The organism is Rhizobium sp. FY34 (genome assembly GCF_005222845.1).
GTDB lineage: Bacteria > Pseudomonadota > Alphaproteobacteria > Rhizobiales > Rhizobiaceae > Neorhizobium.
On record NZ_STFZ01000018.1, the window covers coordinates 215508 to 228418 of the forward strand.

The window sequence follows — 12911 nt, forward strand, 5'->3', positions numbered from 1 at the left end:
GAGAGTGACATGTTCAAGAACGGACCCGCCATCGCCGCCATACTCAGCGCAGCAACGGTCCTTCTGTCGGGAGTGGTGCAGGCGGCGGATATCGCGCCTCTGGCGCCGGAGCCGGTTGCGCAGGATGCCGTGGCGGCCGCCAAAAGTCCCTGGCAGATCCGTGTGCGCGCGCTTGGCGTCATCCCCAATGATGACGGTTCAGTGAACGGAGTTGCCGGTTCCGACCTGCAATATTCCAACTCTATCACGCCGGAACTGGATATTTCCTACTACTTCACCGACAATGTCGCCGCAGAATTGATCCTCGGCACGACGAGTTCGCGGATTTCCGGCGATGGTTCGCTGGCTGGCGTGGATGTGGGCAAGGCCTGGCTCCTGCCGCCGACGCTGACGCTGCAATATCATTTCACCGATTTCGGCGCTTTCAAGCCCTATGTCGGTGCGGGCGTGAACTACACCTTCTTCTACAACGAATCGGAAAAGGCCGGTTTCAGCAATCTGAAGGTTGATCACCATGTGGGTGCGGCACTGCAGGTTGGTTTCGATTACATGATCGACGATCATTGGGGCTTCAACTTCGATGTGAAGAAGCTGTTTCTCGAAACCAACTGGAGCGCCGATCATTCCACGCTCGGTCCGCTGTCGGGCAAGGCAAAGCTTGATCCTTGGCTGGTCGGTGCCGGTGTAACCTACCGCTTCTGACCGCTCTAGTCTCCACCACGCCGAAGAATCGTCCGGATGGGGGCATCCGGCAACCGTGGCAGGTATCTTCGGTTGGGGAAGGAAGGGGGACTGGCGCGTCTATCGCGCTGGTCCCCGTTTCCGTTGTGGCCGCTTTCTGCATAGGCGCATCCTCACAAGCATGTGAATCCCGGTTTTTCGCCATGGTCCCGTTGGGCAGCCACGCTATGCTGGCCCGCATGATTGATCGCCGCGCTTTCCTTGCCACACTGCCATTTGCGTTTTCCGCTTTGCCGACCTTCGGGCAGGAGGAAGGGCAGGTGGGTGCTCCAGTGGCAGACGCATCTGCGCCCGCGCAGGCGCCTCCCGCACAGACTGTGTCGCGACCGCTGAGTGATATCCTGACTTCCGCCGAGCGATTTGCCCCGTTGAAATCCGTCCTGGTCTCGCGCAAGGGCGACTTGCTGGCCGAGCGCGGCTATCACGGATATGCGCCGCAGGGTTCGACGAATATCAAATCCGCCTCCAAATCAATTCTGTCCGCCATGGTCGGCATCGCCATTGCAAAGGGCCTGCTTGCGGGGCCGGACCAACCGATGGCGCCGATCCTGCAAGCGGATCTGCGGCAAAATCCCGATCCGCGACTGGCACGGGTGACCATCGGCAATCTTCTCTCCATGCAATCGGGGCTCGATCCGCTATCCGGCCCCAATTACGGGCGCTTCGTTGCCAGCCGCAACTGGGTGCGCTTTGCATTGGCGCAGGATTTTGTCGAGGATCCGGGCGGGCCGATGCTCTATTCGACAGCCTCCAGCCATCTCGTCTCGGCCATTCTCACCAAAGTGGGGCGCAAGCCGACACTGGAACTGGCGAAGGATTGGTTTTCGCCGGTTGAGGGCTTTCGCATCGGCTCCTGGTCGCGCGACCGGCAGGGCATTTATCTCGGCGGAAACCAGATGGCGATGACGGCGCGTTCGCTGCATGCCTTTGGCGAGCTTTACCGGTGCGGCGGGCGTACGGCCGCGGGCGTCCAGGTCGTGCCGGAGGACTGGGTCAAGACCTCCTGGCAGCAACGGACCAGTTCGCGCTATTCCGGCGACGGCTATGGCTATGGCTGGTTTTTGAAACGCATTGGCAATGAGGATGTGTGCTTTGCCTGGGGCTATGGCGGGCAGATGCTCTATATCGTGCCGAACCTCGATCTTACCGTCACCATGACCTCGGAAAGCGATTCGCCATCGGCAGCCAATGGCTACCGCGACCGGCTGCATGATCTGCTGGCCGAGATTATCGGGGCCGTGAAAATCACGTGATGAGCACGCAAATTTTGCTCTGCTGATTCTGCTTGCGGCTGCCCAAACGCAGCGCATAATAGTGCCATGGATGTGAAGTTCGAACTATCGCCGGATCTGAAAAAACGCGTCGAGATCATCGCTGCGCAATCCAACCTGTCGCCGGCTCAGATTATCTCGGATGCATTGGAATACGGTCATTCCCTGGAATGGCAGGAGCGCTTTCACCAGCAGGTCAAGCAGGTCAAGCGGGGCATTGCGGCGGCTGAGCGCGGCGATTTTGCCAGTGAGGGAGACATTGCACGCCTGGGCGGCAAATATCGTGCACTCTGATGCGCCTCCGCTGGACGACACCTGCATTGCTCGATCTGTAGCAGATCGCTGACTATGTCGCCCAGGATAGCCCGACCAGTGCCCATCGCCTTGTCTCGGAGATTTTTGACAGGACCGAAAATCTTCTGGGTGCCAATCCTCGGGCTGGAAGGTTGGGTCGGGTCCACGGCACGCATGAACTTGTTATCAGTCGAACGCCCTATCTCGTAGTCTATCAGGTTAACAGCCAGATCGATGTGCTGGCCGTCATCCATGCGGCGCGGGATTGGTCTGACACTTTCGGCTGAGCGGTGCAGGCCGTTCTTGACGGGTGGGCCACAGGACGAGGGGTGGGATCGATGCGGCCCATCACTGAGTTTACGCCGCGATATCGATGATCCCGCAATCGCCGGCTTCTGAACCGAAAGCCACCAGCTTGCCATTGCTGCTCCAGCTCATGGCGGTAATCGCGCCCTTGCCCGGCCGGCGCAGCAGCGCTTCCTTGCCATCGGCAATGCGCACGCCGAGGATCATGCCATCGATGAAGCCGATGGCGAGCACTTCTTCCACCGGGTGGAAGGCAACGCAGGTGGTCATGATGGTCGAGCGGGTGCCCAGTTCCAGCGGTGCCTTGCCCATCGGGCCATCCTTGGCCGAGAAGGGCCAGACGATGGCCGCCGGCGCGCCAGACGAGGCAAGCCATTTGCCTTTGGGCGACCAGGAGAGCGATTTCACCTTGGCGGGATAGCCCGTCATGCGCATATGGCGCGCTTCGCCAGCCTTGCCGTCGAGCTTCCAGCCATGCAGGGCATTTTCCTGCATCTGGGTGACGATAAAGCGACCGTCCGGCGAGAAGGTGACGCCCGTATGGGCGCCCTTCCAGTCGAGATCGGCGGCAGGGGCCGTCGTGTTGACCCAGTGCAGCGTCACGCCATTGTAGCGGGCTGCGGCAATGCGCAGGCCCTTGGGCGCAAAGGCGAGCGCCTCTACCGTGCGTTCCTCGGCAAATTCCTTCGCCGTGCCATCGGACAGCACGACATGGCTGGATTTGCCATAGGCATAGGCGACCGAGCCTTGCGGGCCGCCGGCCACCACCGTGATCCATTTGCGTGGCGCTTCGGCAATCTGCGTGGTGCTGCCATCGGCGGCAATGCGCATGACCTTGCCGTCTTCTCCGCCCGTCAGCAGTGTCGTGCTGAACGGGTCCTTGATGCAGGTCAGCATGCCCTGATGCGCCTGCGTCACCTTTTCGCCGCCATCCAGTCGGCGGATTTCGCCGGCGGCTGTGGCAAAGAACGGTACGTCGCCCAGGAATTGCGTGGCAATCACATGGCCGTCGAGATCAAAAGGGGCAACGGTCGGCATCAGGCTTGGTCTGCCTGGCAGGCGAGGAAGCTCTGTTCGATCTTTTCGCGGTCCAGATCACGGCCGATGAAGACGAGGCGGCTTTCGCGCTTCTCGCCATCCTTCCACGGGCGCTGGTGATCGCCTTCGATGATCATGTGCACGCCCTGAACCACATAGCGTTCCTCATCGCCCTTGAAGGCGATGATGCCCTTGAGACGCAGGATGCTGGGGCCTTGCGTCTGGGTGATCTTCTGGATCCAGGGGAAGAAGCGGTCCGGGTTCATCTCGGCCCCGCGCAGCGAAATCGATTTCACCGTCACGTCATGGATGGCCGAAGGGGCGGCGTGGTGGTGATCGTGGCCGTGATCATGTGCGTGGTCGTGCCCATGATCATGTCCGTGGTCATGATGATGGTGATGATGGTGATCATGGTCATGATCATGATGATGGTCGTGGTCGTGATGGTCGTGATCGCAATCGGGGCCGCAGACATGGTCTTCGTGGCCGTGCGCGAGGAAATGCGGATCATTTTCCAGCGCGCGTTCAAGGTTGAAGGCGCCCTGGTCGAGAACGCGGGAAAGATCGACGCCGGAACGGGTCGCCTTGTAGACGCGAGCCGTCGGGTTGATGGCGTGCACCACCTCTTCGATGACGGCGAGTTCCTGCGGGGTCACGAGATCGGTCTTGTTGATGATGACGACATCGGCAAAGGCGATCTGGTCTTCGGCTTCGCGGCTGTCCTTCAGGCGCAGCGGCAGATGCTTGGCATCAACCAGCGTCACAACGGCATCAAGCTCGGTCTTGGCGCGCACGTCGTCATCCATGAAGAAGGTCTGGGCGACGGGCACCGGATCGGCAAGGCCGGTGGTTTCCACGATAATGCCGTCGAAACGGCCGGGACGGCGCATCAGGCCTTCCACAACGCGGATCAGGTCGCCGCGCACGGTGCAGCAGACGCAGCCATTGTTCATTTCGTAGATTTCTTCGTCCGATTCGACGATCAGGTCGTTGTCGATGCCGATCTCGCCGAACTCGTTGACGATGACGGCGTATTTCTTGCCGTGGCTTTCCGAGAGAATACGGTTCAGAAGCGTTGTCTTGCCGGCGCCGAGATAGCCGGTAAGAACGGTCACGGGAACGGGCTTCTGGGGGGCGATATCGGCCATGGGAACCTCCGGGGACAGGAATGGCGCTCACGAACGGAGCGGCAGCGGTTGGCGATCATATAAGGCCTTGGGTCCGGCAGTTCAAAGGCTTTTGTATGTTATAAGATCACGTCTGCTCTGCGGTGAGGGCAGGCACAATATCCGTGCGGGAAAAATCCTGGCCCACATAGAGAAGCGGGCAATCGAATTCGTTGGCAGTGGCATAGGCGAAGCAATCGCCGTAGTTGAGCCCGGCGGCATGAAAGCTCTTGCCGAATTGCCGATAGGCTTCGGCCGCTTGTTCGGCGCGCGCTGTGGTGACGTCGATGACTTGAAATCGAACCGTGGCGAGCAATTCCTCCAGACCTGGCCGACAGCTTTTTCGCGCAGCGACGATTTGAATCTCCAGCAAGGTTCCGGCCGAAAGCAGAAAGGAAGTCTCTGGATTTTTCAGCACCGCACTGCAGGCTTCGGCTGAAGGTTCATTCAGCAGGATGGCTAGCAGCGCAGACGTATCAACCGCAATCACGCGGGAAGCCCGTCCTCATCATGGAGATCGTCATGGCTCCTATCCGCCGTCGGTTCACCCGGCATTCGCGGCGGCGCCATAGCCCGAATTCTGTCAAACGCCGTTTCACACTCCTCTCGGGTGAGCGCAGGTGGTGTGCGAATGATGCGGGCAATCATCTTCCCGTCACGTGTCAAGACGATATCTTCGCCGCTTTCGACGCGGTCGAGGAGTTCGGCGAGGTTTTCCTGCGCCTCTTTTACGGAAATCTGCATGGTCCCATGCCTCCGATGTTCACGTAAAGATATGCAGTTCCCGCTTCAGGCGCAAGATCAGCCAAATGTTGCAACATCAAACCGGCGCACGTCATCCAGCAGTTCCAGAAGACCGGTCACCGCATGGGAAATAAGCGCCTCGCCGCGTTCTGCCGTGGCGGCTGCGGCATTGCCGGCCACGCCATCGACATTGAGGTCCGACATTTTCCAGCCAAAGGCATGCGGGCCATAGGCGCGAAGATGGCGGAAGTCTCGCGCAAATTCCGACTGTCGTGAGGGAAAGGTGGCAGCCCTTTGCATATCCACCTTGTCGGGGTGCAGTGCCAGCATGACGGAGGTTTCGATATCGCCGCCATGAATGTCGATCGTCTTGTCTTCCGGTGTCATCCAGCCGTCCGGCTGGCCAAAGCGCGTCCAGCTGGTGGCAACCGCCAGAATGTTGAGCCGCACGCGGGCCTCGGTTGCCACGATGGTCAGCAGGGGGGAATTGCCGCCATGGGCATTCAGCATCACGAATTTACGGATGCCGATGGCACTCAGGCTTTCGGCAATCGCCAGCCAGCGGTTGATCGCCTGACTGAAGGTCAGCGTCCGGCTGCCCGGTACATCCATATGTTCGATGGAATAGCCCAAGCGCTCCACGGGCAGGAAGGTTACCGGCAGATCCGTCGGCAGCCGCTCCATCAGACGCGAAACGATGCCGCCTGCAATCAGGCTGTCTGTATCAAAGGGCAGGTGCGGTCCGTGCTGTTCATGCGCGCCAAGCGGCAGCACGGCAATCCAGTTCGCCCGGTCTTTGGGTGAAATCGTAGGGTCGTTGTCGTCGAAGCGGGGCTTTGGCAGCGGCATCTGGCGGTAACGTCCTGCTTTCGCTATGGATAGTCTTGGCCACAGCATATAGCGATAATCATGGATGCGGCAAACGGGCAGGTGCAATGAGCAAGAAGAAGGGTGACAAGAAGGACAAGGGGTCGAAAAAGAAAGACCTCGCCTCTTTCGGCGACTTGGCGCCGGTGCTGACCCAGGCGGCCCGTTCGCTGCGCACGGTCCTGTCGCGCAACCTAGCCGATGCCGGGCTTTATGCCGGACAGGATGGGGTCATCCTGCAACTGGCGCAGGAGCCGGGCCAGACGCCCGGCCAGCTTGCCCAGCGGCTTGGCGTCAAGGCACCCACTATGACCCGCACGGTGGGCCGCATGGAGGCGCAGGGCTTTCTGGAACGTCGCCCGGATGCCAGTGATGCCCGGCTGATCAAGATCTACCTGTCGGAAAACGGTCGCCAGAGCGTCGAGCGTATCAACGGCGCAATTACCGAGAGCAGCGAACAGGCGATCCGTGATTTCTCCGATAAGGAGGTGCGCACATTGGTCAAGCTTTTGAAGGCGCTGGACCGCAATCTGCACGGGCATGACCCGGTTGTGGATGAGGACGAAGATTGAAAATGACGGCTCTGTGACTAAGGATTGCGCGCTGCGATTAAACTGTTTAAATAAACTTTAAAACGTTCGCAGCGTGCTCCTGGGGAGGGTCATGGTTCAAAAGATCAAGTTGTCCACGATTGCAGAGAGCCTGGGGCTTTCGACGGCAACCATATCCCTTGCTTTGCGTGACAGCCCGCTTGTGGCCGTCGATACGCGCGAGAAGATCAAGGAACAGGCGCGCGCGCTGGGCTATATCTACAACCGCCGCGCCGCAAGCCTTCGCACCTCCCGCTCCGGCATTATCGGCGTCGTCGTGCACGACATTATGAACCCTTTTTACGGGGAAATCCTGAAGGCGATCGAAAGCGAGCTCGACCGCAGCCGGTATACGTTCATCCTGTCCAACCATTATGATTCGATCGAAAAGCAGCGCACCTTCATCGAAACGCTGCTGCAGCTTGGTGGCGATGGCGTCATCATGTCGCCGGCTATCGGCACGCCGATCGAGGATGTGAAGCTTGCCGAAGCCAATGGCATGCCGGCCATTCTGGTGGCCCGTTCCATGGATGGCGTCGATCTGCCGACATATCGCGGCGATGACAGCTACGGCATTTCACTGGCCACCAACCATCTGATCGGGCTTGGCCACCGCACCATCGCGATGATCGGCGGCACGGACCAGACCTCCACCGGTCGCGACCGCTACCAGGGCTATGTGAACGCTCTGCGCAAGGCGGGTATCGAGGTGGACCCGAACCTGCGCATTCCCGGCCCGCGCTCCAAGCAGGGCGGTTTCGAGGCGGCGGTGCACTTCCTTTCTTTGCCGCAGAAGCCGACGGCTGCCGTCTGCTGGAATGATCTGGTGGCCATCGGGTTGATGAACGGTATCGGACGCGCCGGGCTCATTCCCGGCCAGGATATTTCCGTCACCGGCTATGACGATCTGGAAGAAGCATCCATTGCCACGCCGGCCTTGACCACGGTGTGGAACGGCCAAACCGAGGTGGGGCGGCTTGCCGCGCGCGCACTTCTGGATAGATTGGCCGGAAGCCACGAACCGGATGGCATCCATCTCATCAAGCCCGAGATGCGCATTCGCCAATCCACCGGCCCCCATCGCCCTCGCGCCTGATCATACGGGATAGACACCATGACTGAACAGAAAATCACTGTGCTCGTTCCGGGCCGCATGCATCCGCGCGCACTGGAGCGCCTCACAGCGGCTTTCGACGTGGTGCAGACGGCGCCCGGTGCTGAACTGGAGCTTACCGACGCCGTGAAGGCAAAGATTGCCGGTGTCGCCACCACCAACCGCATGCCGGCAGACTGGATCGACCAGTTGCCGAACCTGAAGGTGATCGCCAATTTCGGCGTCGGCTATGATGGCGTGAATGCAAGCCATGCCGGCACCAAGGGCATTTTCGTTACCAATACGCCGGACGTGCTGAACGACGAGGTGGCCGATACGACGATCGGCCTCCTCATCAATACCGTGCGGCGCCTGCCGGTGGCCGAGACCTATCTGCGCGAAGGCCGCTGGGAAAAGGAAGGGGCGTTTGCGCTCACACCGCTGTCGTTGAAGGGGCGCCATGTCGGCCTTCTTGGGCTCGGTCGCATTGGGCTGGAAATCGCCAAGCGGCTGGAACCGTTCAAGGTGAAGATCAGCTATCACACGCGCACGCAGCGCGCGGATGTGCCCTATACCTATGCGCCGTCACTGCTGGACCTTGCGCGTTCCGTCGATACGCTGATCTCGATCATTCCGGCGACGCCGCAGACGTACAAGATCATCAATGCCGATGTGCTGGCAGCGCTTGGGGCGAACGGCGTGTTCATCAATGTCGGGCGCGGCACCAGCGTGGACGATGAGGCGTTGATCGCCGCTCTCAAGACCAATGTCATCGCGGCAGCCGGGCTCGACGTTTTTTACGACGAGCCGCGCATACCGGCCGGTTTCTTCGATCTGCCGAATCTCTCCATGCTGCCGCATGTGGCATCGGCTTCCGTGCCGACCCGCAATGACATGGCCGATCTGGTGGTCGACAATCTGATCGGCTGGTTCCGCGATGGCACGCTGCTGACGCCCGTGCCGGAAACCCCGGTCAAGGGCTGACGGGATATCAGCGGGCGTTGGCGCTGGCATAGGCGCGCACTGCGTCCCCAAAGGATTCGAAAAGGGCGCGTGACGGGCTGTCTGTCTGCGCCCAATATTCCGGATGCCATTGCACGCCGACCGCAAAACCTCGTGCATCGATGACGGAGACGGCCTCGATCGTGCCGTCTTCGGCTGTCGCCTCCACCTGCAGGCTCCGTGCCGTCTGCGCAATCGCCTGGCGATGCAGCGAATTCACTTCGATTGCGCCGGCAAGGCCCAGATGCTGTGCAATGCAGGAGCCTTCGCGCACGAAGACCTTCTGGCGGATCGCATACATCTCATCGCGGCTTTCGACCGGCGGCTTGCGATGGTCCCAGATGCCCGGTTGTTCCTGGATTTCGCTGGCTAGCGTGCCGCCCAGTGCGACGTTGAGTTCCTGGATGCCACGGCAGATGGCCAGAAGCGGAATGCCACGCGCAATGGCGCGGCGGATGAGCGGCAGGGAAGTGGCATCGCGGGCTGGGTCAAATGGGCCATCGGCATCGGTTGCCGCACGTCCGTAAAGCGACGGGTGCACATTGCTGGCCGAGCCGGAAACGAGAACGCCATCCACCCGGTCGAGGACGGCATCCAGATCATGGCCGTCTTCCAGTGCCGGCACCAGAAGCGGGATGACCCGCGCCACCTTCACGGCTGCATTGATATATTGGCTCTGGACCGCGTGCCAATCGACCTTGTCCAACTGGCGGATGTCGGCAGGAATGGCAATGATCGGCATGGGCATGGAAAGATCTCCGCGCAAAGGGGGGCGGCAGCGTTCTTGATCCGGCGCTTGGTCCGAGTCAAGTCCGACCGGCCGGCTGCGCTCCTGCCGCGCTCTGGTCATGGATCTCGTCCCGGCATGGCACTCTGCTCTATATTCAAGCGACCCAAGGTTTATTAGACGAAAGTCTTGGTCACTGCAGCTCTGTTGCAATGCAGGATTAGTGTCCGCGCGCTTGCATGTACCTTGCGGGCATGGTTACTTCGGTCAAGGCCGGGGATAGGGGAACAGGACTGCCTGCGGCTTGTAACAACGGGAGGTTATTCATGGATCGTCGTTCATTCTTCAAAAAAGCCGCCGTCACCGGCGCGGGTGCGGCCGGTGCCGTGGCGCTTGCCGCTCCGGCTATCGCGCAATCGATGCCGAAGATCACCTGGCGCCTGACGTCTTCGTTCCCGAAGTCGCTGGATACGATCTATGGCGGTGCCGATGACATCGCCAAGCATGTGGCCGCTGCAACCGACGGCAATTTCACCATCCAGACCTTCGCTGCCGGCGAAATCGTGCCCGGCCTGCAGGCGGCTGATGCGGTTGCGGCCGGCACGGTCGAAATGTGCCACACCTGCTCCTATTACTATGTAGGCAAGGATCCGACCTTTGCGATCGGTACGGCTATTCCCTTCGGCCTCAATGCGCGCCTCACGAATTCCTGGTTCTACCAGGGCAATGGCAACAAGCTGTTGAATGAATTTTATGCGACCCATGGCCTTGTCGGTTATATCGCCGGCAATACCGGTGCCCAGATGGGTGGCTGGTTCCGCAAGGAAATCAACACGGTCGATGATTTCAAGGGCGTCAAGATGCGCATTGCCGGTCTTGCCGGCCGGGTCGTGGAGAAGCTCGGCGTCGTGCCGCAGCAGATCGCCGGTGGCGATATCTATCCGTCGCTGGAAAAGGGCACGATCGACGCCGCCGAATGGGTCGGTCCCTATGACGACCAGAAGCTCGGCTTCTACAAGGTCGCCAAGTATTATTACTACCCGGCCTTCTGGGAAGGTGGTCCGGTTATCCATGCCTTCATGAACAAGGAAAAGTTCGAAGGCCTGCCAAAGGCCTATCAGGCCGTGCTTCAGGATGCCTGCTCGTTCGCCAACACCAATATGATGGCGAAATACGACATCAAGAACCCGATCGCGATCAAGGAACTGGTGGCCCAGGGAACGATCCTGCGTCCGTTCAGCCAGGATATTCTCAGTGCATGCTTCAATGCCGCCAAAGAAGTCTATGCCGATATCACTGCCAAGAACGAGTGGTTCAAGAAGGTCTATGAAGATCAGGTTGCCTTCAAGAAGGAAGGTTACCTGTGGATGCAGCTGTCGGAATACACCTATGACACGTTCATGATGATCCAGCAGCGCAACGGCAAGCTCTGAACATCAGTGACTATAGGCTGAACAAAAAACCCCGGTGCCTTGGCGCCGGGGTTTTTCGTTTGATGCGAAGATGTCTTGCCTCTTGACCTCAATATTCTCATGTCACTGAGATCTGATATCGGCGATATTTGCCAGTAAAGGGTCCGCCTGCCTAATACCAAGCGGACCCTTTATGGTCAGGGGTTGACCTTCGGAGGTTCGCCAAAGTTCATCGGCGGCAGGCCCAGATTGGGCATCTGGTTATTTCCGTCGGAATTGCCGAATGCCGGTATGTCGATCTTGATCGTGCTGGAATCGATCTTCGGCGAGTTATCCAGCCAGTAGGTCACGGTTTCAGGCCAGAAGATGACAATGGCGACCAGGATGAGCTGCATGCAAAGCCATGGAATGGCGCCCATATAGATATCGCTGGTCTTGACGCTGCGTGGTGCGATGGAACGCAGGTAGAACAGGGCAAAACCGAAGGGCGGATGCATGAAGCTTGTCTGCATGTTGATGCAGATCAGCACGCCGAACCAGATGAGATCGATGCCGAGCGACTGCGCGACAGGCGCCAGCATGGGAATGACGATGAAGGCGATCTCGAAGAAATCGAGAAAGAAGGCCAGAATGAAGATGAAGATGTTGACGAAGATCAGGAAGCCGACGGCGCCGCCTGGAACATGCGACAGCATGTGTTCGATCCACAGGCCACCATTCATGCCCTGAAACACAAGGCTGAAGCAGGTGGCGCCCACCAGAATGAACACCACCATGGCGGTGATGTGCATGGTGGAATGCATGCCCTGCTTGACCAGGTCCCAGGTGAGGCGGCGGTGCATGGCGGCAAGGCCCATGGCGCCCACGACACCCAGCGCGCCAGCTTCCGTCGGCGTGGCAAGGCCCATGAAGATGGTGCCAAGGACAAGGAAAATCAGAACGAGGGATGGTACCATGCCGGCGAGAACACGCCAGACGAGGGCGGCATTCAGCTCTCCGCGCGCTTCCGGCGGCAAGGCCGGCAGGTCCTTCGGGCGCAGGATCGACAGCACCAGAATGAAGAGCATGAAGATCAGGACCTGCAGGATCGACGGCCCGATGGCACCCAGATACATGTCGCCGACAGAGCGGCCGAGCTGGTCTGCCAGAACGATCAGGACGAGCGAGGGCGGAATAACCTGGGTGATCGTGCCCGATGCGGCAATCACACCGGTCGCCAGACGGGGATTATAGCCGTATTTCAGCATGATGGGCAGCGATATGACGCCCATGGTAATGACCGATGCGGCAACCGTACCCGTGATCGCACCAAGGATTGCGCCGACGAGAATGACGGCATAGGCAAGACCGCCGGGTATGGCGCCGAACAGCTTTCCGGTTCCTTCCAGCAGATCTTCCGCCAGACCGCATCGTTCCAGAATGGCGCCCATCAGCGTGAAGAACGGAATTGCCAGCAGCAGATCGTTCGAGACGATGCCGAAGATGCGCAAGGGCAGTGCTTGCAGGAATGCTTGCTCGAAATGTCCGGTGAACACGCCGAGAAAGCCGAAGAACAGACCGACGGCCGCAAGCGAGAAGGCGACCGGAAAGCCGTAGAGCATGAAAATGACCATGCCCACAAACATTGCAGGCGGCATAAGGCCGAAATCAAACATTGTTA

At 59.7% G+C, this 12911-nt stretch carries 15 protein-coding genes; 8 read left to right on the forward strand and 7 right to left on the reverse strand.

Translation table 11 applies throughout. The features are described 5' to 3' along the window. The first annotated feature begins 9 nt into the window (after nt 1-9). From E8M77_RS15260 to E8M77_RS24250, 4 genes are all read left to right on the forward strand, one after another. Nucleotides 10-702, forward strand: a complete 693-nt coding sequence (locus E8M77_RS15260) for an OmpW family protein (protein ID WP_137131487.1) — start codon at nt 10-12, stop codon at nt 700-702. 182 nt (nt 703-884) lie between these two features. Next, nucleotides 885-1994 carry a serine hydrolase gene (locus E8M77_RS15265; RefSeq protein WP_246659278.1) on the forward strand — a complete coding sequence of 370 codons (1110 nt, stop codon included), beginning with the start codon at nt 885-887 and terminating at the stop codon, nt 1992-1994. Between the two features lie 66 nt (nt 1995-2060). Continuing rightward, nucleotides 2061-2306, forward strand: a complete 246-nt coding sequence (locus E8M77_RS15270) for a transcriptional regulator (protein ID WP_137131488.1) — start codon at nt 2061-2063, stop codon at nt 2304-2306. Between the two features lie 44 nt (nt 2307-2350). Continuing rightward, complete coding sequence (locus E8M77_RS24250) at nt 2351-2593, forward strand: type II toxin-antitoxin system RelE/ParE family toxin (RefSeq protein ID WP_281408200.1); 243 nt, start codon at nt 2351-2353, stop codon at nt 2591-2593. A gap of 70 nt (nt 2594-2663) precedes the next feature. Here the strand turns inward: E8M77_RS24250 and E8M77_RS15280 are convergent, their stop codons facing one another. From E8M77_RS15280 to E8M77_RS15300, 5 genes are all read right to left on the reverse strand, one after another. After that, on the reverse strand, nt 2664-3650 hold the full coding sequence (locus E8M77_RS15280; protein ID WP_137131489.1) for a WD40 repeat domain-containing protein: 987 nt from the start codon (nt 3648-3650) through the stop codon (nt 2664-2666). Then, nucleotides 3650-4798, reverse strand: a complete 1149-nt coding sequence (locus tag E8M77_RS15285; RefSeq protein ID WP_137131490.1) for a GTP-binding protein — start codon at nt 4796-4798, stop codon at nt 3650-3652. The genes E8M77_RS15280 and E8M77_RS15285 overlap by 1 nt, the downstream gene beginning before the upstream one ends. A 106-nt stretch (nt 4799-4904) precedes the next feature. Then, on the reverse strand, nt 4905-5306 hold the full coding sequence (locus tag E8M77_RS15290) for a type II toxin-antitoxin system VapC family toxin (protein ID WP_137131491.1): 402 nt from the start codon (nt 5304-5306) through the stop codon (nt 4905-4907). Continuing rightward, on the reverse strand, nt 5303-5560 hold the full coding sequence (locus tag E8M77_RS15295; protein WP_137131492.1) for a type II toxin-antitoxin system prevent-host-death family antitoxin: 258 nt from the start codon (nt 5558-5560) through the stop codon (nt 5303-5305). Before E8M77_RS15295 ends, E8M77_RS15290 begins: the two co-directional genes overlap by 4 nt. A gap of 57 nt (nt 5561-5617) precedes the next feature. Beyond that, on the reverse strand, nt 5618-6409 hold the full coding sequence (locus tag E8M77_RS15300) for a creatininase family protein (protein WP_137131493.1): 792 nt from the start codon (nt 6407-6409) through the stop codon (nt 5618-5620). A gap of 86 nt (nt 6410-6495) precedes the next feature. Here E8M77_RS15300 and E8M77_RS15305 point away from each other — a divergent pair, with 86 nt between their 5' ends. The 3 genes from E8M77_RS15305 (at nt 6496) to E8M77_RS15315 (ending at nt 9094) form a co-directional block, all read left to right on the forward strand. Then, on the forward strand, nt 6496-6999 hold the full coding sequence (locus tag E8M77_RS15305; protein ID WP_137131494.1) for a MarR family transcriptional regulator: 504 nt from the start codon (nt 6496-6498) through the stop codon (nt 6997-6999). 91 nt (nt 7000-7090) lie between these two features. Then, nucleotides 7091-8113, forward strand: a complete 1023-nt coding sequence (locus E8M77_RS15310; protein ID WP_137131495.1) for a LacI family DNA-binding transcriptional regulator — start codon at nt 7091-7093, stop codon at nt 8111-8113. 18 nt (nt 8114-8131) lie between these two features. Beyond that, nucleotides 8132-9094 (forward strand): 2-hydroxyacid dehydrogenase, encoded by a 963-nt coding sequence (locus E8M77_RS15315; RefSeq protein ID WP_137131496.1) that lies wholly within the window; start codon nt 8132-8134, stop codon nt 9092-9094. A 7-nt stretch (nt 9095-9101) separates the two neighbouring features. On the opposite strand, the gene E8M77_RS15320 is transcribed toward E8M77_RS15315, so the two are convergent. Further along, the gene (locus E8M77_RS15320) at nt 9102-9860 is read right to left on the reverse strand and encodes a gamma-glutamyl-gamma-aminobutyrate hydrolase family protein (protein WP_137131497.1); all 759 of its coding nucleotides are present in this window, start codon (nt 9858-9860) and stop codon (nt 9102-9104) included. A gap of 305 nt (nt 9861-10165) precedes the next feature. Between E8M77_RS15320 and E8M77_RS15325 the strand changes: the two genes are divergently transcribed. Further along, the gene (locus E8M77_RS15325; RefSeq protein ID WP_137131498.1) at nt 10166-11272 is read left to right on the forward strand and encodes a TRAP transporter substrate-binding protein; all 1107 of its coding nucleotides are present in this window, start codon (nt 10166-10168) and stop codon (nt 11270-11272) included. A 176-nt stretch (nt 11273-11448) separates the two neighbouring features. Here the strand turns inward: E8M77_RS15325 and E8M77_RS15330 are convergent, their stop codons facing one another. Beyond that, on the reverse strand, nt 11449-12906 hold the full coding sequence (locus tag E8M77_RS15330) for a TRAP transporter large permease subunit (RefSeq protein ID WP_137131499.1): 1458 nt from the start codon (nt 12904-12906) through the stop codon (nt 11449-11451). Nucleotides 12907-12911: the final 5 nt, after the last annotated feature.